Genomic DNA, 24,884 nt, shown 5'->3' on the forward strand with positions numbered 1-24,884 from the left:
TTTTCGGGACCGATATGCATTACGATTACGTGATTTACCAAAAACCATAAGGAACTCTATCGTCATGGCGCGAATTGTTGTGGTGACCTCCGGCAAAGGCGGCGTGGGCAAAACAACCACCAGTGCAAGCTTCTCTTCGGGATTGGCAATGCGCGGCCACAAGACCGTGGTCATTGACTTCGACGTGGGGTTGCGCAATCTCGATCTCATCATGGGGTGCGAACGCCGCGTCGTCTATGATTTCGTCAACGTGATCCAGGGCGAGGCCTCGCTGAACCAGGCCTTGATACGCGACAAGCAGCTGGAAAACCTATTCATTCTTCCCGCCTCCCAAACCCGCGACAAAGACGCCCTCACCCGCGAAGGCGTCGAAAAAGTCCTGAAGGACCTGGGCGAGATGGGCTTCGAATACATCGTGTGCGACTCCCCGGCGGGCATCGAGACCGGCGCCCTCATGGCCTCGTACTTCGCCGACGACGCGCTGGTCGTCACCAATCCCGAAGTCTCTTCGGTGCGCGATTCCGACCGCATCCTCGGCATCCTGTCCGCCAAGTCGCGCCGGGCCGAAAAAGGCGAGGAACCGATCAAGGAATACCTGCTGCTCACGCGCTACAACCCCAAGCGTGTCGCCGAAGGCGAAATGCTGTCGCTCAAGGACATCGAAGACATCCTGCGCATCAAGCTGATCGGCGTCATTCCCGAATCGGAATCGGTCCTGCAGGCTTCCAACCAGGGCATCCCGGCCATCCATCTGCGCGACACCGACGTCGCCGTGGCCTACATGGACGTCGTCGACCGCTACCTGGGCGAAGAAAAGCCCCTGAAATTCGTCGAATACGAAAAGCCCGGCCTGTTCAAGCGCTTATTCGGGGGGAAATAACATGTCCTTCCTGTCATTCCTTCGCGGGCAGAAGAAAACCTCGGCAAGCGTGGCCCGCGACCGCCTGCAGCTCATCCTGATCAACGAACGGGGCGACGGCGTCACGCCCGACTACCTGCCCCGCCTTCAGAAGGAACTGGTCGAGGTCATTTCCCGCTACGTCAAGATCAACCCCGACGACATCAAAGTCAACCTGGAACGCCAGGATTCCCTGGAAATCCTGGAAGTCAAAATCGAAATGCCGCAACCCGAAGGGCGTTCGGCATAAAAAAAACCGTGCAGGGCCCAGCCCCACACGGTCCTCCGGCTTCAGCCGCGCACGCAGGCCGCCCTCATGGCCGCCCCGGCGCCGCCGGCCTATCGGTTCTTGCCGACTTGGTCGCCGATGACCCCGCCGATGGCCGCGCCGCCCACGGTGCCCAGCACGCCGCCTCCGGTCACCACCGCGCCGGCGACACCGCCGATGCCCGCGCCGGTCACCGCGCTTTTCTGGCGATGGCTCATGTTGTCCCAGGACGAACACCCCGCCATGGCCACGGCCAATACACCCGCCGCGCCCAGTTTTGCCCATGTCGTCGATTTCATTTTTCTATCTCCGTAAAACAAATACACACCGCTCAAGGTAGCCGAAATCCTGTTTCGTAATCAAGACGCAAAGCGATGAGCTTGTGAGAGCACGAAACAAATGTATCAGCCTGGGCGCCCGGCCCGCCCCCAGTGGCCGGCCAGTGCCGCCCGCCTCGTAGCGCCAACAGGGCCTAGCCCGCTTTGACCAGCGCCAGGACTTCCCTGAAATGCGGGTGGTCGGGGGATTCCAGCCACTCGAACATGGCCATTTCGGCGCTGATGGCTTCCAGCCCATGATGGCGCCAGCGCGCGCATGCGGCGTGATAGTCGGACGCGCGCCGGGAACCGATGCAGTCGGTGACCAGAATGGGCGACAGCCCCAGCCGGGCCAGCCCCAGGCCGGTTTGTAACACGCACACATGGGCCTCGGCGCCAATTAACAACACGTCGTGCCGGCCGCGCGGAAGCTCGGCAAGAAAGCCGGCTTCGCGAGTGGCGTCGAAATGCGTCTTTTGGACGATGTGGTCCACCCAGGGCCGCAGGGCGTCGGCGGTGGGGCCGATCTTGCCGGCGCAGTGCTCGGTGGCCACCACGGGCACGCCCAGCAATTGCGCCGCCTGCGCCAGGCGGCCGGCGCGCGCGGCCAGCGCCTGGTGATCCTGGATGGCGGGCAGCAAGGCCGACTGCATGTCGACGACCAGCAGCATCGAATCGTGCGTACTCAGAGTGTGCATGGCGGCTTCCTTCCAAGGCGGGGCTACTTCAGCGCTTTATACCGCAAACGCTTGGGCTTCGCACCCTCCTCGCCCAGGCGCCGCTTCTTGTCGGCCTCGTATTCCTGATAGTTGCCGTCGAAGAACACGACCTGGGAATCCCCTTCGAAAGCCAGGATGTGCGTCGCGATGCGGTCCAGGAACCAGCGATCGTGGCTGATGACCATGACGCTGCCCGCGAATTCCAGCAGCGCGTCTTCGAGCGCGCGCAGCGTTTCGACATCGAGGTCGTTCGAGGGCTCGTCCAGCAGGAGCACGTTGCCGCCCGCGATCAGGGTCTTGGCCAGATGCAGGCGCCCGCGTTCACCCCCGGACAGCTTGCCCACCGTCTTGTTCTGGTCGGCGCCCTTGAAATTGAACCGGCCCAGATAGGCGCGCGAAGGCATCTCGAAGCGGCCGACCGTCAGCAAGTCGGCGCCGTCGGAAATGGCGTCGAACACGGTCTTTTCGTCCGGCAGGGATTCGCGCGACTGGTCCACATACGCCAGCTTGACCGTCTTGCCGACCTTGACCTGGCCCGAATCCGGCTGTTCTTTGCCCGCGATCATCCGGAACAGAGTGGACTTGCCGGCGCCGTTGGGGCCGATGATCCCGACGATGGCGCCGGCCGGCACCTTGAAGCTCAGGTTGTCGATCAGGAGCCGATCGCCGTACCCCTTGCTGACGTTCTCGAATTCGATCACCTCATTGCCCAGTCGCTCGGCCACGGGTATGAAGATTTCCTGGGTCTCGTTGCGTTTCTGGTATTCATGCGAAGAGAGCTCTTCGAAGCGGGCCAGGCGCGCCTTGGCCTTGGCCTGCCGGCCCTTGGGATTCTGGCGCACCCATTCCAGCTCCTTCTTGATCGTGCGCTGGCGGGCGGATTCGCTGGCTTCCTCCTGCTTGAGGCGGTCGTCCTTCTGCTCGAGCCAGGAGCTGTAGTTCCCTTTCCAGGGGATGCCGTGGCCGCGATCCAGTTCCAGTATCCATTCAGCCGCGTTGTCCAGGAAGTAGCGGTCGTGGGTCACGGCCACGACGGTGCCCGGGAATTTCCGCAGAAAGACTTCCAGCCACTCCACGCTTTCCGCGTCCAGGTGGTTGGTGGGTTCGTCCAGCAGCAGCATGTCGGGCTTGGACAACAGCAGGCGGCACAGCGCCACGCGCCGCTTCTCGCCGCCTGAAAGATTGCCGATGCGCGCGTCCCAGGGCGGCAAGCGCAGGGCGTCCGCGGCGATCTCCATTTGGTGCTCGATGTCGTCCGCGCCGCTGGAAGCCGCGGCGGCGATGACGGCTTCGAGCTCGGCCTGCTCCGTGGCGAGCTTGTCGAAATCCGCATCGGGCTCGGAATAGGCCGCGTAGACTTCTTCAAGGCGCTTGCGGGCGCTGAACAGCTCCCCCAGCCCTTCTTCGACGGATTCTCTGACGGTGTGCTCGGGATCGAGCACGGGTTCCTGGGGCAGGTATCCGATCTTGATGCCGGGCATCGGAATGGCTTCGCCTTCGATGTCGCGGTCGATGCCGGCCATGATCCTGAGCAGGGTGGACTTGCCGGAGCCATTGAGGCCCAGGACGCCGATCTTGGCGCCCGGGAAGAACGACAGGGAGATATCACGCAGAATCTGGCGCTTGGGCGGCACGATCTTGCCGACCCGGTTCATCGTGTATACGTATTGAGCCATAACAAGAAAAATGGGAAATGGAAAAGCATCGATTGTAGGCCGGAACCGGGCAAGGAGTCCGATGCGCCGCCGCGGGAGCCCGCGCCCGCCATCGATGTTTTAAAATAACCATTTCACAGCCCGATCCTCCCATGTCCGACACCCAAGAACCGCCCCTCGTCTTCACCGCCGACGAGCTCGATCTGCTGGGCCGCAGCGCAGACGCCCTGAGCGCCTACATGGGCAAGCCCGTGCTGGCCGAAGTCATGGACGCCGAAGAAACGGGATTCGAATGGGTCATCTTCGCCGTTCCCCTCGACATACAAGACGACCCTTCCGACTTCGTCGTCGTCCAGATCGGCGGCCCCAATGCCAGAATCATCGGCAACAAGGGCGGCATGACCATCGCCGACGGCGACGTCTTCGACTGCGAATACCTGTGGGCCATACAGCTGTCCGACCTCGAAGGCGTACGCTTCATCAAAGTGGACCAGGAAGGCGAGGAAGTCGCCTGGGCCGACACCCTGCACGACGTCCTGCCCTTCGTCATGACCGACGAACTCGCCCCTGAAAGCGATGACGATGACGACCTCGACGACGAGGATGGCGGCGATGACGGCGAAGACCGCGACGCGGACGGCCGCGACTCCTACGGAAGCGGCGGTCCCGGCACGCCGCGCACCCTGCACTGAGGCTGCCGGCGCCAATAGGCGCGGCTCCAGGCCCGGGCCCCGCGCTGCGGCGTCAGCTTGCCTTCAGGCGGTCGCGCATGTAGAGCACCGCGCCGGCCGGCCACATCAGCCCCACCAGCGCGCGCGACGCCAGGCCCTTCAGCTTGCGGCCGGCGGGAAACCCCTGCCGGTTATGGCGCAGATGCAGCGAAAAACGCGTATAGCGGGCGGCCGCCAATAGAAACGCCTGCGGACGGTAGCGGAACCAGGGCAGGCATTCCACCACGGTGTCCTGCGCCAGCAGCCACAGGCCCAGGGCATGCTGCTGGCTTTCCGCGCCCTGCCTGGACAATGAATCGGAACTGTCGTGGTAGACGCGAAACACCTGGTTGACGAAACGGGTCAAATAGCCGGCGCGCGCGATCGCCCGCCACACCAGGCTTTCCGGCACGAAACCGGCGATCTCCTCGGGGAAGGGAAACTGCAGCAGGACGTCGGTGCGCAGGCAGCCGAATTTCTCGCCCTTGACATGGTATTTGAAGGTCATGTCGAGCGCCGTGGCGTCGAATACGTCGCGCGGGTACATATCGCCCACGATGCGGCCGTCCGGCTTGGCGCACAAGCCGGTGATGGCGACATACCGCGACCGCTCGCGTTCGGGAATGTCGCTCCAGACGCGGGCCATGGTGTACAGGGCGTTGGTATCGAGGCTGTCGTCGCTGTCCAGCGCCACGACCAGTTCGCCGCTGGCCTTGCGGACGCCCCGGTTGAATGCCGTTTTCTTGTGCTGGTTCCGCTGCCACATGTAGTGGATGGGGAAGCTGGCCTCCTGCTGCCAGCTCATGACCATGGCGCGGGTGTTGTCGGTCGAGCCGTCGTCCACGATGACCCATTCGAAATCCTGGAACGATTGCTCGCGCAGCGACGCATACACTCTTTCCAGAGTGTGGGCCCGGTTATAGGTAGGCGTGACAACCGTGAATAGATGGCGCCAGGAAGACATGATGGATATGCATATGAAGTCTTTTTATGCCGCCATCATAGGCCAAAAAAAAACCGCAGACCCATGATCTGCGGTTTCCTTGCCAGTCTTACTTTTCGTCATAATTTTGTCGCATGTTCCCGCATTTTCAATGCAGATGGCCGCGTTTGCCCGACGAAAACTGCCATGTCGACTGGTGCGCCGGTGAAGCTTCAGGCGCGCTTGACCTTTTCGAGCATCTTGAAAACGCCTTTGGGCGCGCGCACGAAAAGACGCTTGAAGGCTTTGCCCAGGCAACGGCGCTCAAGGGTGTTGCGACGCGTACGTTTGATTTCCGCCATGATGGTTCTCCGGTATTTGCTGGCAAAAGGCGCGCGGGTTCAAATAAGGGTTAAACGCACATCGCGACCAAGAAAAATTAACCAGCTATTCTACCTTAAAACTCGTCGCCGCACATGATGGGGGCTGCGGGGCGCTTGCCGTATTGCTCGTGGGGCAGAAAGATTATGATATCCGCATGAGCTCACACATCCGCATTTTCGGCGCACGCCAGAACAACCTCAAGAACCTCGACGTATCCATAGACACAGGCAAACTGCTGGTCATCACCGGCGTTTCCGGCTCGGGCAAAAGCTCCTTGGCCTTCGACACCCTGTACGCGGAAGGCCAGCGCCGCTATGTCGAGACCTTCTCCCCCTACGCCCGCCAATTCCTCGACCGCATGGACAAGCCCCAGGTCGACCGGATAGAAGGCATACTGCCCGCGATCGCCATCGACCAGGTCAACCCGGTTCGCAACTCGCGCAGCACCGTGGGCACCATGACCGAGCTCAACGACCACCTGAAGCTGCTGTACGCGCGGCTGGGCCGTCTGTATTGCCGGTGCTGCGGAGCGCTGGTGCAGCGCGACAACGCCCAGTCGATCGCACGGCAGCTGGCCGCGCTGACCCGGGACGGCGACCCCAGGCTGGTGATCACCTTTCCCATCGTGATTCCGTCGAACTACACGGAAGAAGAGGTCCGCGGCTTCCTGGAACAGCAGGGCTACACGCGCGTGCACCACGAAGAAACGCAGACGCGCGCGCCCGCCGCCCACGCCGGCAAGTCGAAAAAGAAGTCGCCGGCCAAGCCCGAAACCCTGCGGGTGCTGCATGTGGTCCAGGATCGCTTCCGCTACGGCGGCGCCGAGCCGGAACGCGTCATGGAGGCGCTCGATGCCGCGCTGCGGCAGGGCGACGGCCACATCGCCGTCCACGCCATGCCCGAATCGGCCGAATCCGGCGCGGCGGAAACCGTCTGGCGCTTCAGCAACCGGCTTCATTGCGCGCATTGCGACATCGAATACAGCACGCCGCTGCCCAGCACCTTCTCGTTCAACTCCCCGCTCGGCGCCTGCGAGTCGTGCCGCGGCTTCGGCCGCGTCATGGGCATAGACTACGGCCTGGTCGTGCCCGACGAAAAGAAGACCCTGCGCGGCGGCGCCGTCAAGCCCTGGCAGACGAGCAGCTACAAGGAATGCCAGACCGAAATGGAGCAGTACGCCCGCGCCGCCGATGTGCGGCTGGACGTGCCCTGGGAGCAGCTCGACGAGCGCGAAAAGCGCTGGGTCATCGACGGCGCGCCCGACTGGAAGGGGGGGCCCAGCGCCTGGAAGACGCAATGGTATGGCGCGCAGCGCTTCTTCGACTGGCTCGAATCGCGCGCCTACAAGATGCATGTGCGGGTGCTGCTGTCCAAATACCGCAGCTACACCCCCTGCCCCGCATGCGGGGGGTCGCGGCTCAAGCCCGACGCCACGCTGTGGCGGCTGGGCAGCGACACGCAGGACGGCGCCGACGGCCGCTACCCGCGCTTCCGGCCCGTCCATGCGGACTGGAGCCGCGAACGGCTCGACGCCCTACCCGGCCTGGGCATCCACGACCTGATGCGCCTGCCCATCGAGCGGGTGCGCGATTACTTCCTGGACATCCGTTTCGGCGGCGCCCTGGACGCGGCCGTCGACCTGCTGCTGAACGAAGTGCGCAGCCGCCTGAAGTTCCTGTGCGACGTGGGGCTGGGGTATTTGTCGCTGGACCGGCAGAGCCGCACGCTTTCGGGCGGGGAGGTCCAGCGCATCAATCTCACGACCGCGCTGGGCACTTCGCTGGTCAACACGCTGTTCGTGCTGGACGAGCCGTCCATCGGCCTGCATCCGCGCGACATGCATCGCGTGGTGGAGATCATGCACAGGCTGCGCGCCAACGGGAACACCCTGGTCGTGGTGGAACACGATCCGCAAGTCATGGTCGCCGCCGACAGGATACTGGACATGGGCCCCGGGCCCGGCGAACGCGGCGGACGGGTGGTCTTCGACGGCACGCCCGACGCCCTGCGCGCGGCCGGGACGCTGACCGGCAACTACCTGGGCGGGCGGCTGAAGGTGGAGGCCCCGCGGCCCATGCCCGTGGCGGACGGCACGCCGAGGCTGCTGCTGGAAGGCGTGCGCGCGAACAACCTCAAGAACGTTTCCGTCTCCATTCCACTGGGCCGGCTGGTCTGCGTGACCGGGGTGTCCGGTTCGGGCAAGTCCACGCTGATCCAGGACGTGCTCTACCCCGCCATGCTCAAGCAGCAAGGCAAGCCGACCGAAGCGCCGGGAGAATACGACCGCCTGCTGGGTGCCGAGCAGCTGGCCGACGTGGTGCTGGTGGACCAGACCCCGATCGGCAAGACGGCCCGCTCCAACCCGGCCAGCTATGTGGGCGCCTTCGACGCCATACGCAAGCTTTTCGCCCAGGCGCCCCTGGCCCGCGAGCGCGGCTACACGACCGGGACCTTCAGCTTCAATACCGGCGACGGCCGCTGTCCGACCTGCGGGGGCACCGGCTTCGAGCATGTCGAGATGCAGTTCCTGTCCGACGTCTACCTGCGCTGCCCCGATTGCGACGGCAAGCGCTTCCGGCCGGAGATCCTGGAGGTCAAGGTCGAGCACCTGGGCAAGAGCGCGTCGATCGACCAGGTGCTGGAAATGACCGTCAGCGAGGCGCTGGAGTTCTTCAGCGGCCTGCGCGACGTGCAGTGGGGGCTGGCGCCGCTCGCCGACGTCGGGCTGGAATACCTGCGCCTGGGCCAGCCCGTTCCCACGCTGTCCGGCGGGGAAGCCCAGCGGCTGAAGCTGGCGGGGCACTTGGCGGCCGCCGCGCGCAGCGGCATCTCGTCGGCGCGGGTGGCCAAGAAGGGCAGCCTGCTCCTGTTCGACGAGCCGACGACCGGCCTGCACTTCGACGACGTGGCGCGGCTCATGCGGGCTTTCCGCAAGCTGCTGGGCGCGGGCCACTCCCTGCTGGTCATCGAACACAATCTCGACGTCATACGGGCGGCCGACTGGCTGATCGACCTGGGGCCCGAAGGCGGCGACGCGGGCGGGCAAGTGGTGGGCGCGGGCACGCCCGAAGATCTCATGCGCAACCCCGCGTCCCACACCGGGATGGCCCTGGCCGAATACGACAGCGCCATCGTCTACGAAGAAAAATCGCAGCAGGCGCGCCAGCTGGCGGAGCCCGTGGCCGACTACCAGGCGCAGGGCGCGGCCGGCCACAGCATAGAGATACTGAACGCGCGCGAGCACAACCTGAAAGGCATCAACGTCCGCATCCCGCGCGACACCTTCACCGTCATCACCGGGGTGTCGGGCTCGGGCAAATCGACGCTGGCCTTCGACATCCTGTTCAACGAAGGGCAGCGCCGCTACCTGGAATCGCTGAATGCCTATGCGCGCGCCATCGTGCAGCCCGCCGGCAAGCCGGACGTGGACGCCATCTACGGCATACCGCCGACCGTCGCGATCGAACAGCGCACCAGCCGGGGCGGGCGCAAGTCCACCGTGGCCACCATGACCGAGATCCACCACTTCCTGCGCCTGCTGTACGTCAAGCTCGGCACGCAGATGTGCCCCGACTGCAACGTCGCGGTGGAGCCTCAGAAGCCGGATCAGATCGTGGCCCAGATCCTGCGCGAATACAAAGGCCGCCACATCGGCGTGCTGGCGCCCCTGGTGACCGCGCGCAAGGGGTATTACACCGACCTGGCCAAATGGGCCGCCGGCAAGGGGCATACGCATTTGCGGGTGGACGGCGCATTCATCCCCGTCTCGCCCTGGCCGCGGCTGGATCGCTACAAAGAGCACACCATAGAACTGCCGGTCGCGGATCTGCTGGTGGATCCCGGCGCCGAGGCGGGCTTGCGGGCGGCGGTGGGCGCCGCGCTCGAGCACGGCCAGGGCAGCATGAGCGTGCTCGTCGGCCTCACGCCCGACACCGCGCTGACGCTCGACGAGCGCCGCCGGGGCGGGCTGGCGGCCGCGGCCGCCACGCAGCGCCATTTCTCGGTCAAGCGCGCCTGCCCGAGCTGCGGCACGAGCTTCCCGGAGCCGGACCCGCGCATGTTCTCGTACAACTCCAAGCATGGGTGGTGCCACAGCTGCTTCGGCACCGGCCTGCAGCTGGCCGGCTTCGACGCCGAGCAGACCGGCGAGGAAACGGCCTGGAACGCCTGGTACGAAGGCAGCACGGAGCCCTGCGCCAGCTGCCATGGCGAGCGGCTCAACCCCGTTTCGCGCGCCTTCCGCTGGCGCGGCAAGTCCATCGCGGAACTCGCCTCCATGCCGGTGTCCGACGCGCACTCGTTCTTCACCGGCCTGGTCGCGCCGGGGCGCGAAGGCGAGATCACGCGCGACATACTCGCGGAGATCCGCGGGCGGCTGAATTTCATGCGAGAGGTCGGCCTGGGCTACCTGGCGCTGGACCGCGCCGCGCCCACGCTGTCGGGCGGGGAGGCGCAACGCATACGGCTCGCCGCGCAGCTGGGCTCCAACCTGCAGGGCGTGTGCTACGTGCTGGACGAGCCCACCATCGGGCTGCACGCGCGCGACAACCAGATCCTGCTCAACGCCCTTGCGGCCCTGGAAGGAAACGGCAACACACTGGTGGTGGTCGAGCACGACGACGACACCATCCGGCGCGCCTCGCACATCATTGACGTCGGCCCGGGCGCCGGGGTGCGCGGCGGCATGATCGTGGCGCAAGGCACGGCCCAGGAAATCATGGACAACCCCGCGTCCGTCACCGGACGCTATCTCAAGCATCCGCTGGCCCATCCGCTGCGGCCGCGCCGCCCCGTCGCCGGCGACGCGCCCATGATACGCGTGCAGGGCGCGCACCTGCACAATCTGCGCAACGTCGACGCGGCCTTGCCGGTCGGGCGGCTGAGCGTCGTGACCGGGGTGTCGGGGTCGGGCAAGTCCACGCTGGCCCGCGACGTCATGCTGGACAACCTCGCCCAGGCGGTCTCGCAAGGCAAGGCGCCCGCCTGGCATGGCTGCGTGGACATCACCGGCTGGCAGCAGGTGGACCGGGTGCTGGAGGTCGATCAGACCCCCATCGGCAAGACGCCGCGCTCCTGCCCCGCCACCTATGTGGGCTTCTGGGACGACGTGCGCAAGCTGTTCGCCGACACCCGCGAGGCCCGCATCAGGGGCTGGACGGCGGCGCGCTTCTCCTTCAATACCGGCGAAGGCCGCTGCCCTATCTGCGAAGGCCAGGGCATGCGCACGCTGGAAATGAGCTTCCTGCCCGACGTCAAGGTGCCTTGCGACGGTTGCGACGGCGAGCGCTTCAACAAGGACACCCTCGGCGTCACCTGGCGCGGCAAGAGCGCGGGCGAGGTGCTGAAGATGGAAGTCGACGAGGCCGTGGAGTTCTTCTCGGCGCATTCGCGCATCTCGCGCATCCTGCAGCTGATGCAGGACGTGGGGCTGGGCTATCTCACGCTCGGCCAGCCCTCGCCCACTCTTTCGGGCGGCGAGGCGCAGCGCATCAAGCTGGTGGCCGAACTGGCCAAGGCGCGCCTGACGGACGGCCTGATCAAGACCGGCCGCGCGTCGCGCGTCCCGCATACCCTGTACGTGCTGGACGAGCCGACTGTGGGCCTGTCCGTCGCCGACGTCGAGAAGCTCATCCACGTGCTGCACCGGCTGGTGGACGCGGACAACACCGTGGTCGTCATCGAGCACAATCTGGACGTCATCGCGGAAGCCGACTGGATCGTGGACCTGGGGCCGGAAGGCGGCAGCGGCGGCGGCCGGCTCGTGGCCCAGGGTTCGCCGGAACAGGTGATCGGCCTGAAGGACCGTTCACACACCGGCGCGGTGCTGGCTGCCTTCATGCAATCGGCGCGGCAATGAATCGATGCCGTTTCGAAAATCGCCTGACGGGGCAGGCTTGGGAAATGCGCGGCTTTCGCGGAGCCGTCCGCGCCCACGCGGCAAGCGAGCTGGCCGCCGCCTTCGCGGAAATCGAGGCGGCGCAGAAACAGGGCTTCTGGCTGGCGCTGCTGCTCGACTACGAGCTGGGCGCATGGCTGGAGCCGGCCTTCCAGGCGCAGCCGCTCGCCGGTCCGGCGCCGGCGGACGGCGCGCCGCGGCGGCCCAGGCTCACCGCGCTGGCCTATGAGCACATGGACGCCGTGCCGGTCTGGCCGGCGGTCGACGCCCCCGCCGCCTTGTCGCGCGCCCGGGCCGGCATGGAAAAACAGGCCCATGCGGACCGCATCGCCGACATCCGCGCCGCCATCGCCCGGGGCGATCTCTATCAGGTGAATTTCACCTTTCCGATCGCCGTCGAATCCGCCGTGCCGCCCGAGGCGCTGTACCGCGCGATCGCCGGCAGCCATCCCGCCGCCCATTGCGCCTACATCGAGGACGGCGCGCGCCGCGTGCTGTCGTTCTCGCCCGAATTGTTCCTGGAACGCCGCGGCGACGTGCTCACCGTCAGGCCGATGAAGGGCACGGCGCCGCGCCACGCCGATCCGGCCCTGGACGAGGGCGCGGCCGCCGCCCTGAAAAACAGCGAGAAGAACCGGGCCGAGAACCTGATGATCGTCGACCTGCTGCGCAACGACCTGGGGCGGATCGCCACGCCGGGCTCGGTGAAAGTGGACGCCCTGTTCTCGCTGGAGCGCTATCCCTCGGTCTGGACCATGACCTCCACCATCACCGCCCGCGCGCCCGGCGCATCGCTGGAGCAATTGCTGCGCGCCCTGTTTCCCTGCGGCTCCATCACGGGCGCGCCCAAGATCGCCGCCATGCGCATGATCGGGCGGCTCGAAGCGGCGGAGCGCGGCATTTACTGCGGCAGCGTGGGCTGGCTCGCCCCGGATGGGGACTGCTCGCTGAATGTTGCGATCCGCAGCATAGAAATGCACAATGAACGCACGGGCGTCTTCGGAGTGGGCGGCGGCATCGTCCACGATTCCGATCCGGAACAGGAATGGCAGGAATGCCACTGGAAAGCCCGCATCCTCAATCGGCCTTCGGAACCCGCATGAACATCCAGCTCATCGAAACGATGCGCGTCGAACCCGGCGGCGCCGTCCCGCTGCTGGACCTCCACCTGCGCCGCCTGCAGGCGTCCTGCCGCGATCTGGCTTACGCCTATCCGGGTCCGCCGCTGCGCGCGGCCATCCGGCAATGCGTCGCGGGGCTCGACGCCGGCCGCGCCCACCGGCTGCGGCTCTTGCTGCATGCCGACGGCCGGCATGCGCTGGAGGCGGCGGCCCTGCCCGCCACGGTGCAGCCCGTGGCCCTGCGCCTGGCCGCGGCGCCCTTGCAGGCCGAGCACGTCTGGCTGCGGCACAAGACCACGCACCGCCCCTGGTACGAACCGGCCCAGCGCTGGCTGGGCGCGCACCCTGCTTATTTCGACGTGCTGTACTGCAACGACAAAGACGAAGCCTGCGAAGGCAGCCGCAGCAATCTGTATGTGCGGGACGACGCGGGCGTGTGGCTCACGCCGCCGGTAGACTGCGGCGCCCTGCCCGGGGTGCAGCGCGCCCGCCTGCTGGAGCAAGGCCTGGCGCGAGAGGCCAGGCTGTCCCGCGCCGACCTGCTGCATGCCTCCGCGCTGCGCGTTTCCAATGCCTTGCGCGGATGGCTGGACGCGGCCATAGTATTCAATGACCTCGAAGACAAGGACCCGACACCATGACCACCGATCTTTCCGCCTTTCCCATCACGCGCAAGTGGCCGGCGCGGCATCCCGACCGCATCCAGCTCTACTCGCTGCCCACGCCCAACGGGGTCAAGGCGTCCATCATGCTGGAAGAAACGGGGTTGCCGTACGAGCCCCACCTGGTCAGCTTCGACACCAACGACCAGAATTCGCCCGAATTCCTGTCGCTCAATCCCAACAACAAGATTCCCGCCATCCTCGACCCCGACGGGCCCCGCGGCGCGCCGCTGGCGCTTTTCGAATCCGGCGCCATCCTGATCTACCTGGCGGAGAAGTCCGGCCGTTTCCTGCCGCAGGACGCGGCGGCCAGATACGAGACCATCCAGTGGCTCATGTTCCAGATGGGAGGCATCGGCCCCATGTTCGGCCAAGTGGGCTTCTTCCACAAGTTCACCGGCAAGGACTACGAAGACAAACGCCCCCGCGACCGCTACGTGGCCGAATCCCGGCGGCTGCTGGGCGTGCTCGACCAGCGCCTGGACGGGCGCGACTGGGTGATGGGAGACGACTACACCATCGCCGACATCGCCATCCTTCCCTGGGTCCGCAATCTGGTGGGCTTCTACGACGCCGGCGGGCTGGTGGGCTATGATGACTTCCGCAACGTGCAGCGCGTCCTGGACGGCTTCCTGGCCCGTCCGGCCGTCGCCAGGGGGCTGGCCGTCCCTGCGCGAAGCTGACGCCTTTCGCCCTCGACTCAATGGGGTTCCCCAATCATGAAGCTCTCCATCTTTTACATCGACGCCTTCACCAGCACTCCCTTCAAGGGCAACCCCGCGGCAGTGGTGCCCCTGAACACCTGGCTGCCCGATGCCACCATGCAGGCCATCGCCGCCGAGAACAACCTGTCGGAAACCGCTTTCTTCGTGCGCGAAGCCGACGAACGCTTCCACATACGCTGGTTCTCGCCCCTGACCGAAGTCGCCTTCTGCGGGCACGCCACGCTGGCCAGCGCCTTCGTCATGCTCAAGTACGACATGGCCGTGTCGCCCATACGCTTCCATGCCGCGGCGCTGGGCGAGCTGACCGCCACGCGGCTGGACTCGGGCCTGATCGAAATGAGCTTTCCGAACCGGGCTCCCCGCCCGGTGGCCGATCCGCCCACCGCCCTGCTGGAAGGCCTGACCATCATGCCGGCGGCCGTCCTGCGCAACCAGCAGGCCTACATCGCCATCTACCAGAACGAAAGGCAGGTGCGGGCGGTCGTTCCCAGGCTGGATCTCCTGAAAAGGCTGGCCCCGCTGGACGTCGCCGTCACGGCGCCGGGCGACGCCCACGATTTCGCCTCGCGCTATTTCTGGCCCGCCAACGGCGGCGATGAAGACCCGGTCACCGGCTCCATCCATGCGGGGCTGGCCCCCTACTGGGCGGAACGGCTCAACAAGAACGAACTGTCGGCGCTCCAGGCGTCGCGCCGGTCGGGCGAGCTCTTCTGCAGGGTGGACGGCGACCGCGTGCACGTGTCCGGCGACTGCGTGCAGTACCTGGAAGGCACCATCACCCTGCCCGACGACAAGGAATGACCATGCCCGAAAAAAACCATGCCCTCGCGCACACCGCCATGTCCGGCACGGGCGCCAAAGCCGTGGGCGCCCTGGCGATCGGGGCCCTGGCGATCGGTGCGCTCGCCATCGGCGCCCTGGCTATCGGGCGGCTCAGAATCGGCCGCGCCCGCATCCAGCGCCTGGAAATCGACGAGCTGGTCGTGCACAAGCGGCGGGAAATCGGCGTCAACCCGGAAAACGGCCGCTGAGCACCCATTGCAGGGCTTCGTTGGCGGCCGCCATGCCCATGGAGGCCGTGACGGTGACCGCCGAGCCGTATCCCGCACAGGACAAGCCCTGCAAGGCCGCGGCGCCGGGCGCCCGCGCGGCCAGTTCGCCGGTTTCCGGCCGCAGGGCGGGTGCGCCGGCATCGGCCGCGCCCGCCCATAGTTCGGGCAGCAGCGTGGGCTGGTCGAACCACAAGGCGCGCACGCCCATTCGGGGAATGCGCTTCAGCGCCTTGCCGGCACGGTCGGCCGCGCGGGGAAAACCGTGCTGGCGCCTGAGCGTGTTGCGCAGCTTGGACAACAGCGCATCGTTGGCGGCCATGGACAAGTCGCCCGCCCTCAATGCCAATGGGCTGGTCTTGCCGCCCGCGCCGCCGCACACCACGATGGGCATGCCGCGCGCGCGGGCCTCGAGGATCATCGCCACCTTGGCGGCCGCCTGGTCCGTGCAATCGATGACCACGCCGGCATCCGGCGGCAGCAGGCCGGAGACGTTCTCGGGGCTGATGAAGTCGTCCACCATGCTCAGGCGGCAGCCCGGGTTGATGCCGCGGATGCGCTGTCCCATGGCGACCACCTTGGCCTGGCCCAGCGTATCGGTCAAGGCGTGCAGCTGCCGGTTGACATTGGATTCCGCAATGTGGTCCAGGTCCACCAGGGTGATTCCGCCCACGCCCGAGCGCGCCAGGGCTTCCGCGCACCACGAGCCCACGCCGCCGATGCCGGCCACCACCACGTGGGCGGCGCGCAGGCGTTCCAGGCCGGCCGGCCCGAACAGGCGTTCGAGCCCGCCAAAACGGCGTTGAAAATCGATGGAATGGGAATCGGACATGGTTTGCTCTGAACAGGACTGACTGCGCCGGCGCCCTGGCCGGGGGCCTTGGGGCCCGCCGACGCTAAAAGACAGGCGGCATTGGCCCCAGGCGAAAGTGTACACGCAGGCTCGCACCGGGCCCGCGCGCCGCCATGTCAAAAAAACGACACCGCGCGAAGACGGACGGAAGGAAGGAGCGGGCTGGCTTAAAATATGCCCATCCCTTCATCACCGGAGACGCGCACAAAGTGAACACCGTTTTTACCCCCGATCCCCATGCCATGCCCGCGCCCAGCAACTTCCGCCTTCTCACCGAAGCCGAGCGCCACGCGTCACTGCAAGCCTCGCTTGCCCAGTGGCAGGAAGATCAGGATGTCTGGGTATACGGTTACGGTTCACTGATCTGGCGTCCCGAATTCGACTATGCCGAAAGCCGCATCGCGCTGCTGCACGGCTACCACCGGGCGCTTTGCCTGTGGTCGCGCGTGAATCGCGGCACGCCCGACCAGCCCGGCCTGGTCTTCGGGCTGGACAACGGCGGCTCCTGCCGGGGCATGGCATTCCGCATTCCCGCGCACGACGTCCCGCACACCATGGAAGCCCTGTGGCGGCGCGAAATGCCCAGCGGCGCCTATCTTCCCAAATGGCTGGTCTGCCGGACGGACGACGGCCCGGTCACGGCGCTGGCGTTCACCATGAACCGGAACACCGACGCCTACGTGCGCGGCCTGCCCACCGACCGCCTGCTCCACATCGTGCGCAATGCCCGCGGCAGCTACGGGCCTTGCGTCGAATACGTGCTTGAAACGGCGCGCGCCCTTCAGCGCTCGAACATCCACGACAAGCGCCTGCAGGCGCTCGTCCGGCAATTGCGCGAATCCCAGCCGGCGCACTGCTGAGGCCTCGCGGCGGCACCGGTTCCGGTACACTATCGGCTGGTCTCCTATTTCTCGCCATCATGTCCGTTGCCGATATCCGCCAGAACTACGAAAAATTCGAACTGCTCGAGGCGTCCCTGGCCGCCACTCCGTTCGAGCAATTCACTCTTTGGTTCGACGATGCGCTCAAGGCCGAAGTCCCCGAGCCCAATGCCATGACGCTCGCCACCACCACGCCGGACGGCCGGCCGTCCGCGCGCATCGTGCTGCTGAAGGGCTTCGACCGGGACGGCTTCGTCTTCTACACCAATTATTCGTCGCGCAAGGGCCAGGAACTGGCCGGCAACCCCTACGCCGGCCTGCTGTTCTTCTGGCCTGCCCTGGAACGCCAGGTGCGCATCGAAGGCCGCATCGAAAAGACCTCGGCGCAGGAGTCCGACGAATACTACCGCAGCCGTCCGCTGGGCTCGCGCATCGGCGCGTGGGTGTCGCCGCAAAGCCGCCCCATCACACGCGCCGAACTCGAGGCGCGCGCCATCGAGCTCACCGGCAAGCTGGGCGACGACCCCGCCCGGCCCGAACATTGGGGCGGGTACCGCCTGCGGCCCGACTACGTCGAATTCTGGCAAGGGCGCCCTTCCCGCCTGCATGACCGCCTGGTTTTCAAGCTGGAAGACGAGGCTTGGGTCAAGTCCCGGCTCGCACCCTGAACCGGCGGGGCTTCCCTACGCATGGCCGCCACCCCAGCCGATTTCGATGCGCTTTTTTTTCGCTCGGCCCTGGGCCGTTTTGCGACCGGCGTCACGGTCGTCACGACCGAAACCACCCCGGACGCCCGCCCCCTGGGCCTGACGATCAGCTCGTTCAATGCGGTGTCGCTGGAGCCGCCCATGATTCTTTGGTCCCTGACCAAGGCGGCGAGCTCTTTGCAGCATTATCTGCAGGCGCGCCGCTATGTCGTCCATGTGCTGGCATCGACGCAGCTGCATCTGGCGAAGCGCTTCGCGCATGGGCCGCAATCCGAAAGATTCCGGAACGTCGCGCTTGCGCGGGCGCCGGGCGGCACCCTGATGCTGGACGACCCGGAATGCGCGGCCTGGTTCGAATGCTACAACCTCGCCCGGCACGAGGCCGGGGACCACATCATTTTCATCGGGCAGGTCGAGCGTTGCCATCGCAACTTCAACCAGCCGCTGGTCTACCACGCCGGCGACTTCGACCTCACCCCTTCCACAGAGCCTTTATCCAGTACGTAGGGCTCGCATAGGCCTCCCATCATTTTCATTTAGCAAGGCAGGACACACTATGGCAGATATAGACTGCGTCGTCTTGGGCGCCGGCGTCGTCGGCCTGGCGGTAGCGCGCGAGCTCGCACTGTCCGGACGCGAAGTACTGATCGTCGAAGCCACGGAAGCCATCGGCACCGGCACCAGCTCACGCAATTCCGAAGTCGTCCACGCGGGGATCTATTATCCGCAGGGCAGCCTCAAGGCGCGGCTGTGCGTGAGCGGCAAGCACATGCTGTACGCATATTGCGAGGAGCGCGGCATCCCATACCAGCGCCTGGGCAAGCTCATCGTCTCGGCCTCGCCCGAGCAGAGCGCCCGGCTGGATGAAATCGCCGGGCGCGCCAAGCTGAACGGCGTCGACGACCTGTACCGCATCAGCGGGGCCGAGGCGCGCGAGCTGGAGCCGGCCCTGCGCTGCGATGCGGCGCTCGTGTCGCCGTCCACCGGCATCGTCGACAGCCACGCCCTGATGCTGGCGCTGCAGGGCGACGCGGAAAACCACGGCGCCCAGAGCGTCTTCCACACCCGCTTCAAGCAGGGCCGGGTACTGGAGTCCGGCGAATTCCACCTGGAGTTCGAAGGCGAAGAAGGCATGGAACTGAGCGCCAACCTGGTCGTCAACGCCGCCGGCCTGTCCGCCCCCAAGGTCGCGCGCAGCCTGCAAGGCCAGCCCGCGGACCTCATACCCCAGGCCTATTACTGCAAAGGCAGCTATTTCACGCTGTCGGGGCGTTCACCCTTCCGGCACCTGATCTACCCCATGCCCAGCCACGCGGGGCTGGGCGTGCACCTGACGCTGGACCTGGGCGGACAGGCGAAATTCGGTCCCGACACGGAATGGGTGGACGGCGAGGACTACACCCTGGACCCCGGCCGCGCCGAGGTGTTCTACGGCGCGGTGCGCAGCTATTGGCCCGACCTTCCGGACGGCGCGCTGAACCCCGGCTATACCGGCATCCGCCCCAAGATCGTGGGGCCCGACGCGCCCGCCGCGGACTTCGTGATCGCCGGCCCGGCCACTCACGGGGTCCCCAACCTGATCAATCTCTTCGGCATCGAATCCCCCGGCCTGACCGCCTGCCTGGCCATCGCCCGGGAGGCCGGCCAAGCCCTTCATCAAGCCACTCGCAACATCTAGGCCATGAACGACTACATCCTCACGCTTTCCTGTCCCGACCGCACCGGCATCGTCCACAACGTGAGCGGCTGGCTGCTGGGACTGGACGGCAACATCATCGACGCGCAGCAATTCGGCGACCTCGAAACCGAAAGATTCTTTCTGCGCGTGCATTTCATGCTGCCCTCGGCCATGAGCGTGGAAGCGCTGGAACACTCTTTCGCGCCGGTGGCGCAGCGCTTCGGCATGCAGGCGCGCATCTACGACGCGCAACGCAAAAGCCGGCTGCTGCTGCTCGTCAGCCGCCAGGGCCATTGCCTGAACGACCTGCTGTTCCGCGCGCACAGCGGCCAGCTTCCGGTGGCGATCGCCGGCATCGTGTCCAACCATACGGACTATGCGCGCATGGCGGCCGCCTACCGCATTCCCTTCCATCACCTGCCCGTGACGCCCGAGACCCGGCCACAGCAGGAGCAGCAGATCCTGGACTTGGTCGAAAAGGAAAACGTCGACCTGGTGGTGCTGGCCCGCTACATGCAGATCCTGTCGGACGACCTGTGCCGCAAGCTGACGGGACGCGCCATCAACATCCACCACAGCTTCCTGCCCAGCTTCAAGGGCGCCCGCCCTTATCACCAGGCGCATGCCCGCGGCGTGAAGATCATCGGCGCCACCGCCCATTACGTCACGGCGGACCTGGACGAAGGCCCCATCATCGAGCAGGATATCGAACGGGTCGATCATTCGATGAGTCCCCAGGACCTGACCCAGGTCGGCAGCGACGTCGAATCCCTGGTGCTTGCGCGGGCGGTGCGCTGGCACGTCGAGCACCGGATCCTGCTGAACGGGCAGCGGACCGTGGTGTTTAAATGAGGGCCAAGGGGTGGACGAGGGGTCAACCCCTCTGAGCCCCTAGCGGCCCGCGGCCAGCCCCTCGCGGCGCGGATCGGCCCCGCCCTGCAAGCCGTCCCGCGTGATCGCGACGCCTTGCAGCCCGCTGGGAAACTCGACCTCCCTGACCTCATGCCCCATGTCCCGCAAAGCCGGGGCCAGGGGGGCCAGCGGGCTGCCTTTCTCCAATTCGGTGAAGTGGTTGCGGCTGCCCCGATTGGGCAGATCGATGGCTTGCTGGATGTCCATGCCCCAGTCCAGCGTGCCCAGCAGCGTCTTGGCCACATAGTTGATGATGGCCGCTCCGCCCGGCGAGCCTATGGCCAGGACGGGACGCCCGTCCCTCAGCACCAGCATGGGCGCCATGGAACTGCGCGGGCGCTTCAGCGGTTCGACGCGATTGGCCACCGGCCTGCCCCGCGCGTCGGCGCCGGACAGCGAGAAGTCGGTCAGCTGGTTGTTCAACAGAAAGCCTTTCACGAATATCTTGCTGCCGAATGCCGTTTCGATGGAGCTGGTCATCGACACCACATTGCGTTCCTTGTCGACCGCCACGATGTGCGTGGTGGACGGCAGTTCGGGGGAATCGTCGCGGCCGCGCCGCGCCAGCATGGCCGCGGGGTCGCCGGGCGGGGCCCGGCCCATGCTGCGGTCGGCCGCGATGAGGCCGGCCCGCAGCTCGAGATACGCGGGATCGAGCAGCGCCCGCACGGGGACGTCCTGGAAATCGGGGTCGGCGACGTAGAAGTCCCTGTCCGCGTAGGCCAGTTTCCCGGCCTCGGAGAAAAGATGGACCGCCTCGAGCGAATCGGGAGGCAGGCCGGCAATGGGCGTGTGCGACAGGATGCCCAGGATCTGCATGACGGCCAGCGGGCCGGAACTGGGCGGCGGCATGCCGCATAGCACGTAGGCCTTGTAAGGCGTGCACAAGGCGGCTCGTTCCTTGGCCTGGTAGCTGCGCAAGTCGTCCAGGCTCAGGTCGCCGGGAACCGGATGCGAGGCGACGGCCCGGACGATGGCTTCCGCCACCGGGCCTTCGTAGAACGCGGCCGGCCCTTCTTGCGCCAGCGCCCTCAGCACATCGGCAAAAGCCGTGTTCCGCAGCATATGCCCCACCGGCCAGGCCGCGCCCCGCCGGTCATAAAAATATGCCGCCGCGGCCGGCTGCCGGCGCAGGTCCCGGTTTTCCTCCAGGAGCGCGTGCAGCCGCGGGGAAACGGCAAAGCCGTCCTCGGCCAGCGCGATGGCCGGCTGGAACAGGCGTTCCCAAGGCAGGCGCCCTTGCGCGGCGTGCATCCGCCACAGCAGGCGGACCAGGCCGGGCGTGCCCACCGAACGGCCGCTGTGCACCGCGTCCCAGAAGGGCAAGGCCTTGCCCCCGTTCATGAACCGGTCGCTGCGCGCCGCCGCCGGAGCGGTCTCGCGCCCGTCCCAGGCGTGCAGCCTGCCGCCGGCGGCATCGTAGCCGACGGCAAAGGCGCCGCCGCCTATGCCCGAGGACTGCGGCTCGACCAGGGCCAGCACCAGCTGGGCCGCGATCGTCGCGTCGGTGGCGCTGCCGCCTTCGGACAGCATCTGCAAGCCCGCCCGGGTCGCCAGGGGATTGGCCGAGCTGACCATGTAGTCTTGCGCGAACGCCAAGCGCCGCTCGGTGAAGCCGGAGCCGCCCTCGGGCTGGATGTCTTCCTTGGCTTGCGGCGCGGCGCCGGCGCTCGCCAGGGCGGCGCAAGCCAGCGCCAGCGCGCCGGCCCAGCGGCGCCATCCGGACCCGGCGAAGCCCGGCCGGGCAATGCTGCGCATCAGCCGCTTCATTCGTCCGCCCTCCCCGGCAACGACAGCCCCGCCAGCCAGGCCTCGAAGGCCAGCAGGGCGTCCGAACGCTCACCCGCCATGGGGTAGCTGAAAAAATATGCTTCCTTCACCTTCAGCACTCCTTGCGCGGGCATGACCAGCCGGCCCGAATCGAGTTCGTCGCGCGCCAGGAAGCGCGGCATCAAGGCCACCCCCAGGCCGGCCCGCACGGCCGCCAGCGTCATGGTGAAGAGTTCGTAGCGCGGGCCCGCGCTGATCGACGGCGGATATTCCCAGCCCTGGGCCTCGTACCAGAAACGCCAGGCGTCCGGGCGGGACAGCATATGCAGATGCGGCATGGCGGCCAATGCCTCCCGGGGGTCTTTGCCGGCGCCGAGCAGTTCGGGAACACAGACCGGCAGCAGCTCTTCTTCATCGAAGAGCTTGATGCCGGAAGTCTGCGGCCAGGGCCGCGCGGCATGGTAGATGGCGGCGTCGAAGGGATGGTCCTTGAACTGGAAGGGCAGGGTCCGCGCCGACAGGCTGACCGATACGTCGCCGTGCCTGCGCTGGAAGCCGGGCAGCCTGGGCAGCAGCCAGGTGGTCGCCAGCGTGGGCAGCACGGCGATGTGCAGACTGCGGCCCAGCGCGGCGCGCGAGATCAGCCCGAAGGTGTCCTTTTCCAGTTGCTCCAGATGATGCCGGACGCGCGCCGCATATTCCGCGCCGGCGTCGGTGAGCGCCACGCGGCGCCGCACCCGGGTCAGCAACTGCACGCCCAGGCGCTCTTCCAGCCCGGTCACCTGCCGGTAGACGGCACTGTGCGTCAGCGCGAGTTCCTCCGCCGCGCGGGAAAAAGACCCCAGTCTGGCCGTGGCTTCGAAGGCCTGCAGGGCGCCGAGGTTCGGCACTCCGTTTCTCATGTCGGTTCCGCTCCGGTGGCTAGGACGGTAGAATCGGCTATTGAGCCGTGATGGTGTCTTGCGTAATAAGCAAGACATTGTGCAATTTTATCAATTGCGTTGTGCAGGCAACGCACATTATCCTCCCACCTTATGAACAAGCGTCCCAATTCCCCATTGCCCGCCCGCATCGGCGGCCACATCCTGGTCGACCAATTGGTCGCCCAAGGCGTCGAACACGTATTCTGCGTGCCGGGTGAAAGCTACCTGGCCGTGCTGGACGGCCTGCACGACCAGGACATACAGGTCACCGTGTGCCGCCAGGAAGGCGGCGCCGCCATGATGGCCGACGCCTACGGCAAGCTTACCGGCAAGCCGGGCATCTGCATGGTGACGCGCGCGCCCGGCGCGTCCAACGCCTTGGCGGGGGTGCACATCTCCTCGCAGGACTCCACGCCGATGATTCTGTTCGTCGGCCAGATCGAGCGCGGCATGCGCGAACGCGAAGCCTTCCAGGAAATGGACTACCGGGCCGTCTTCGGCACCCAGGCGAAGTGGGTCACGGAAATCGACCAGGTGGAACGCATACCCGAGATCATCTCGCGCGCCTTCCATGTGGCCACGTCGGGCCGGCCGGGTCCGGTCGTCATCGCCCTGCCCGAAGACATGCTGGTCGAACAGGCCGAGGTCGCCGACGCGCCCCGCTATGAAGTCGTCGAAAGCATGCCCACGGCGGCGCAAATGGATGCGCTGCGCCAGCTCCTGGCCGGCGCGCGCAAGCCCGTGGCCATTCTGGGCGGGTCGCGCTGGGACGCCGACGCGGTGGCGCGGTTCGCCGACGCCGCGGCGTCCTGCCGGCTGCCGGTGGCCGTGCAGTTCAGGCGCCAGATGCTGTTCCCGACCAGCCACCCCTGCTTCATCGGCGACGTCGGCCTGGGCAGCAACCCCGAACTCATCCAGTACATCAAGGAAGCCGACCTGGTGCTGCTGATCGGCGGGCGCATGTCGGAAGTCCCCAGCCAGAGCTACACGCTGCTGGGCATTCCCGTCCCCGACCAAACGCTGGTCCACGTCCAGCCCGATCCGCAAGAACTGAATCGCGTCTATCGCGCCGACCTCGCCATCAATGTGTCGCCGGTCGCGTTCACGCAGGCGCTGGCCGGCCAGGACCTCACCCAGGCGGCCCCCGCCTGGAACGACGAACTGGCCCGCCTGCGGGCAAGCTACGAAGCCTGGACGGACCCGCTGCGCATCACCCACCCGGGCGATTTCCAGATGGGCCAGGTCATGGCGCATTTGCGCACCGTGCTGCCGCCCGACGCCATCATGTGCAACGGCGCGGGCAACTATGCCACCTGGCTGCATCGCTTCCATCCCTTCACGCAATACGGCACCCAGCTGGCCCCGACCTCGGGTTCCATGGGCTACGGCCTGCCGGCCGCCGTCGGCGCCAAGCGCATCCACCCCGACCGGACGGTGGTCTGCTTCGCCGGCGACGGCTGCTTCATGATGCACGGCCAGGAATTCGCGACCGCGGTCCAGTACGACCTGCCCATCATCGTGCTCCTCATCGACAACGGCATGTACGGCACCATCCGCATGCACCAGGAACGCGAATACCCCGCGCGCCTGTCCGCGACCTCGCTGAAGAATCCGGATTTCGCCGCCTATGCCCAGGCCTTCGGCGGCCACGGCGAACGCGTCGAAACCACCGAGCAGTTCGCGCCCGCGCTCGAGCGCGCGCTGGCCAGCGGCAAGCCGGCCATCCTGCATTGCCTGCTCGACCCTGAAACCATTTCACCGACGACGACGCTGGAAAAAATACGCCGCCAGGCGCTGGCGTCGCGGTCATGACGGCGCGCCGCGCCGCGTGCGG

Annotated in this window: 23 protein-coding genes; 15 read left to right on the top strand and 8 right to left on the bottom strand. The window is 66.6% G+C overall.

Features of this window, described 5'->3' with window-relative positions; genetic code table 11:
* The first annotated feature begins 64 nt into the window (after positions 1–64).
* Both minD and minE read left to right on the top strand, forming a co-directional pair.
* A complete protein-coding gene (minD, locus tag H0A72_RS08850; RefSeq protein WP_180154710.1) occupies positions 65–880 on the top strand; it encodes a septum site-determining protein MinD in 816 nt (271 codons plus the stop codon).
* A gap of 1 nt (position 881) precedes the next feature.
* A complete protein-coding gene (gene minE, locus H0A72_RS08855; RefSeq protein ID WP_180154711.1) occupies positions 882–1,148 on the top strand; it encodes a cell division topological specificity factor MinE in 267 nt (88 codons plus the stop codon).
* A gap of 89 nt (positions 1,149–1,237) precedes the next feature.
* Here the strand turns inward: minE and H0A72_RS08860 are convergent, their stop codons facing one another.
* The 3 genes from H0A72_RS08860 to ettA all read right to left on the bottom strand — a co-directional run bounded on the left by H0A72_RS08860 (position 1,238) and on the right by ettA (position 3,878).
* Positions 1,238–1,465, bottom strand: a complete 228-nt coding sequence (locus H0A72_RS08860) for a glycine zipper 2TM domain-containing protein (protein ID WP_180154712.1) — start codon at positions 1,463–1,465, stop codon at positions 1,238–1,240.
* 173 nt (positions 1,466–1,638) lie between these two features.
* A complete protein-coding gene (locus tag H0A72_RS08865; RefSeq protein WP_180154713.1) occupies positions 1,639–2,181 on the bottom strand; it encodes an isochorismatase family protein in 543 nt (180 codons plus the stop codon).
* A gap of 23 nt (positions 2,182–2,204) precedes the next feature.
* Positions 2,205–3,878 carry an energy-dependent translational throttle protein EttA gene (ettA, locus tag H0A72_RS08870; protein ID WP_180154714.1) on the bottom strand — a complete coding sequence of 558 codons (1,674 nt, stop codon included), beginning with the start codon at positions 3,876–3,878 and terminating at the stop codon, positions 2,205–2,207.
* Between the two features lie 131 nt (positions 3,879–4,009).
* On the opposite strand from ettA, the gene H0A72_RS08875 reads away from it, so the two are divergent.
* The gene (locus H0A72_RS08875) at positions 4,010–4,549 is read left to right on the top strand and encodes a hypothetical protein (protein ID WP_180154715.1); all 540 of its coding nucleotides are present in this window, start codon (positions 4,010–4,012) and stop codon (positions 4,547–4,549) included.
* Positions 4,550–4,601: 52 nt separating this feature from the next.
* Here H0A72_RS08875 and H0A72_RS08880 read toward each other — a convergent pair whose 3' ends face one another.
* Both H0A72_RS08880 and H0A72_RS22335 read right to left on the bottom strand, forming a co-directional pair.
* A complete protein-coding gene (locus tag H0A72_RS08880) occupies positions 4,602–5,531 on the bottom strand; it encodes a glycosyltransferase family 2 protein (protein WP_180154716.1) in 930 nt (309 codons plus the stop codon).
* Between the two features lie 191 nt (positions 5,532–5,722).
* Positions 5,723–5,851 carry a hypothetical protein gene (locus H0A72_RS22335; RefSeq protein ID WP_264129781.1) on the bottom strand — a complete coding sequence of 43 codons (129 nt, stop codon included), beginning with the start codon at positions 5,849–5,851 and terminating at the stop codon, positions 5,723–5,725.
* A 176-nt stretch (positions 5,852–6,027) separates the two neighbouring features.
* Here H0A72_RS22335 and uvrA point away from each other — a divergent pair, with 176 nt between their 5' ends.
* The 6 genes from uvrA to H0A72_RS08910 are packed head-to-tail and all read left to right on the top strand — an operon-like array spanning position 6,028 to position 15,308.
* Entirely contained in the window at positions 6,028–11,730 is a 5,703-nt protein-coding gene (gene uvrA / locus H0A72_RS08885) for an excinuclease ABC subunit UvrA (protein ID WP_180154717.1), read from the top strand.
* Positions 11,727–12,872, top strand: a complete 1,146-nt coding sequence (locus H0A72_RS08890; protein ID WP_180154718.1) for an aminodeoxychorismate synthase component I — start codon at positions 11,727–11,729, stop codon at positions 12,870–12,872. The genes uvrA and H0A72_RS08890 overlap by 4 nt, the downstream gene beginning before the upstream one ends.
* Positions 12,869–13,531, top strand: a complete 663-nt coding sequence (locus H0A72_RS08895; RefSeq protein WP_180154719.1) for an aminotransferase class IV — start codon at positions 12,869–12,871, stop codon at positions 13,529–13,531. The genes H0A72_RS08890 and H0A72_RS08895 overlap by 4 nt, the downstream gene beginning before the upstream one ends.
* The gene (locus tag H0A72_RS08900; protein ID WP_180154720.1) at positions 13,528–14,235 is read left to right on the top strand and encodes a glutathione S-transferase N-terminal domain-containing protein; all 708 of its coding nucleotides are present in this window, start codon (positions 13,528–13,530) and stop codon (positions 14,233–14,235) included. Before H0A72_RS08895 ends, H0A72_RS08900 begins: the two co-directional genes overlap by 4 nt.
* Before the next feature lie 36 nt (positions 14,236–14,271).
* Positions 14,272–15,078, top strand: a complete 807-nt coding sequence (locus H0A72_RS08905) for a PhzF family phenazine biosynthesis protein (RefSeq protein ID WP_180154721.1) — start codon at positions 14,272–14,274, stop codon at positions 15,076–15,078.
* Between the two features lie 2 nt (positions 15,079–15,080).
* A complete protein-coding gene (locus H0A72_RS08910) occupies positions 15,081–15,308 on the top strand; it encodes a hypothetical protein (protein ID WP_218953236.1) in 228 nt (75 codons plus the stop codon).
* On the opposite strand, the gene H0A72_RS08915 is transcribed toward H0A72_RS08910, so the two are convergent.
* Positions 15,286–16,158, bottom strand: coding sequence for a tRNA threonylcarbamoyladenosine dehydratase (locus H0A72_RS08915; protein ID WP_180154723.1), 873 nt, complete (start codon positions 16,156–16,158; stop codon positions 15,286–15,288). The two genes, H0A72_RS08910 and H0A72_RS08915, sit on opposite strands and share 23 nt — an antisense overlap.
* 230 nt (positions 16,159–16,388) lie before the next feature.
* Between H0A72_RS08915 and H0A72_RS08920 the strand changes: the two genes are divergently transcribed.
* The 5 genes from H0A72_RS08920 to purU are packed head-to-tail and all read left to right on the top strand — an operon-like array spanning position 16,389 to position 20,297.
* Positions 16,389–17,039 carry a gamma-glutamylcyclotransferase gene (locus H0A72_RS08920; protein ID WP_425502493.1) on the top strand — a complete coding sequence of 217 codons (651 nt, stop codon included), beginning with the start codon at positions 16,389–16,391 and terminating at the stop codon, positions 17,037–17,039.
* A gap of 59 nt (positions 17,040–17,098) precedes the next feature.
* The gene (gene pdxH, locus H0A72_RS08925; protein WP_180154724.1) at positions 17,099–17,728 is read left to right on the top strand and encodes a pyridoxamine 5'-phosphate oxidase; all 630 of its coding nucleotides are present in this window, start codon (positions 17,099–17,101) and stop codon (positions 17,726–17,728) included.
* Positions 17,729–17,749: 21 nt separating this feature from the next.
* Entirely contained in the window at positions 17,750–18,274 is a 525-nt protein-coding gene (locus tag H0A72_RS08930) for a flavin reductase family protein (RefSeq protein WP_180154725.1), read from the top strand.
* Positions 18,275–18,323: 49 nt separating this feature from the next.
* Positions 18,324–19,445, top strand: coding sequence for an NAD(P)/FAD-dependent oxidoreductase (locus H0A72_RS08935; protein ID WP_180154726.1), 1,122 nt, complete (start codon positions 18,324–18,326; stop codon positions 19,443–19,445).
* Positions 19,446–19,448: 3 nt separating this feature from the next.
* Positions 19,449–20,297, top strand: a complete 849-nt coding sequence (purU, locus tag H0A72_RS08940; protein ID WP_180154727.1) for a formyltetrahydrofolate deformylase — start codon at positions 19,449–19,451, stop codon at positions 20,295–20,297.
* A gap of 39 nt (positions 20,298–20,336) precedes the next feature.
* On the opposite strand, the gene ggt is transcribed toward purU, so the two are convergent.
* Together ggt and H0A72_RS08950 are read right to left on the bottom strand one after the other, a co-directional pair.
* The gene (ggt, locus tag H0A72_RS08945; RefSeq protein WP_246436905.1) at positions 20,337–22,127 is read right to left on the bottom strand and encodes a gamma-glutamyltransferase; all 1,791 of its coding nucleotides are present in this window, start codon (positions 22,125–22,127) and stop codon (positions 20,337–20,339) included.
* Positions 22,124–23,029, bottom strand: a complete 906-nt coding sequence (locus H0A72_RS08950; RefSeq protein ID WP_180154728.1) for a LysR substrate-binding domain-containing protein — start codon at positions 23,027–23,029, stop codon at positions 22,124–22,126. Before H0A72_RS08950 ends, ggt begins: the two co-directional genes overlap by 4 nt.
* Positions 23,030–23,161: 132 nt before the next feature.
* Between H0A72_RS08950 and H0A72_RS08955 the strand changes: the two genes are divergently transcribed.
* Complete coding sequence (locus tag H0A72_RS08955; protein ID WP_180154729.1) at positions 23,162–24,862, top strand: thiamine pyrophosphate-binding protein; 1,701 nt, start codon at positions 23,162–23,164, stop codon at positions 24,860–24,862.
* Positions 24,863–24,884 lie beyond the last annotated feature (22 nt).

It is taken from the genome of Parapusillimonas granuli (assembly GCF_013416525.1).
Lineage (GTDB): Bacteria > Pseudomonadota > Gammaproteobacteria > Burkholderiales > Burkholderiaceae_B > Parapusillimonas > Parapusillimonas granuli.

What these genes read in the sequence shown, in the direction of transcription:
- H0A72_RS08865 (WP_180154713.1), bottom strand. Translation starts at nt 2,181, where the DNA reads ATGCACACTCTGAGTACGCACGATTCGATGCTGCTGGTCGTCGACATG.
- H0A72_RS08935 (WP_180154726.1), top strand. Translation starts at nt 18,324, where the DNA reads ATGGCAGATATAGACTGCGTCGTCTTGGGCGCCGGCGTCGTCGGCCTG.
- H0A72_RS08880 (WP_180154716.1), bottom strand. Translation starts at nt 5,531, where the DNA reads ATGTCTTCCTGGCGCCATCTATTCACGGTTGTCACGCCTACCTATAAC.
- ettA (WP_180154714.1), bottom strand. Translation starts at nt 3,878, where the DNA reads ATGGCTCAATACGTATACACGATGAACCGGGTCGGCAAGATCGTGCCG.
- H0A72_RS08955 (WP_180154729.1), top strand. Translation starts at nt 23,162, where the DNA reads ATGAACAAGCGTCCCAATTCCCCATTGCCCGCCCGCATCGGCGGCCAC.
- H0A72_RS08930 (WP_180154725.1), top strand. Translation starts at nt 17,750, where the DNA reads ATGGCCGCCACCCCAGCCGATTTCGATGCGCTTTTTTTTCGCTCGGCC.
- H0A72_RS08900 (WP_180154720.1), top strand. Translation starts at nt 13,528, where the DNA reads ATGACCACCGATCTTTCCGCCTTTCCCATCACGCGCAAGTGGCCGGCG.
- purU (WP_180154727.1), top strand. Translation starts at nt 19,449, where the DNA reads ATGAACGACTACATCCTCACGCTTTCCTGTCCCGACCGCACCGGCATC.
- H0A72_RS08910 (WP_218953236.1), top strand. Translation starts at nt 15,081, where the DNA reads ATGCCCGAAAAAAACCATGCCCTCGCGCACACCGCCATGTCCGGCACG.
- H0A72_RS08890 (WP_180154718.1), top strand. Translation starts at nt 11,727, where the DNA reads ATGAATCGATGCCGTTTCGAAAATCGCCTGACGGGGCAGGCTTGGGAA.
- H0A72_RS08905 (WP_180154721.1), top strand. Translation starts at nt 14,272, where the DNA reads ATGAAGCTCTCCATCTTTTACATCGACGCCTTCACCAGCACTCCCTTC.
- minE (WP_180154711.1), top strand. Translation starts at nt 882, where the DNA reads ATGTCCTTCCTGTCATTCCTTCGCGGGCAGAAGAAAACCTCGGCAAGC.
- H0A72_RS08895 (WP_180154719.1), top strand. Translation starts at nt 12,869, where the DNA reads ATGAACATCCAGCTCATCGAAACGATGCGCGTCGAACCCGGCGGCGCC.
- H0A72_RS08860 (WP_180154712.1), bottom strand. Translation starts at nt 1,465, where the DNA reads ATGAAATCGACGACATGGGCAAAACTGGGCGCGGCGGGTGTATTGGCC.
- uvrA (WP_180154717.1), top strand. Translation starts at nt 6,028, where the DNA reads ATGAGCTCACACATCCGCATTTTCGGCGCACGCCAGAACAACCTCAAG.
- ggt (WP_246436905.1), bottom strand. Translation starts at nt 22,127, where the DNA reads ATGAAGCGGCTGATGCGCAGCATTGCCCGGCCGGGCTTCGCCGGGTCC.
- pdxH (WP_180154724.1), top strand. Translation starts at nt 17,099, where the DNA reads ATGTCCGTTGCCGATATCCGCCAGAACTACGAAAAATTCGAACTGCTC.
- H0A72_RS08875 (WP_180154715.1), top strand. Translation starts at nt 4,010, where the DNA reads ATGTCCGACACCCAAGAACCGCCCCTCGTCTTCACCGCCGACGAGCTC.
- H0A72_RS08915 (WP_180154723.1), bottom strand. Translation starts at nt 16,158, where the DNA reads ATGTCCGATTCCCATTCCATCGATTTTCAACGCCGTTTTGGCGGGCTC.
- H0A72_RS22335 (WP_264129781.1), bottom strand. Translation starts at nt 5,851, where the DNA reads ATGGCGGAAATCAAACGTACGCGTCGCAACACCCTTGAGCGCCGTTGC.
- H0A72_RS08950 (WP_180154728.1), bottom strand. Translation starts at nt 23,029, where the DNA reads ATGAGAAACGGAGTGCCGAACCTCGGCGCCCTGCAGGCCTTCGAAGCC.
- minD (WP_180154710.1), top strand. Translation starts at nt 65, where the DNA reads ATGGCGCGAATTGTTGTGGTGACCTCCGGCAAAGGCGGCGTGGGCAAA.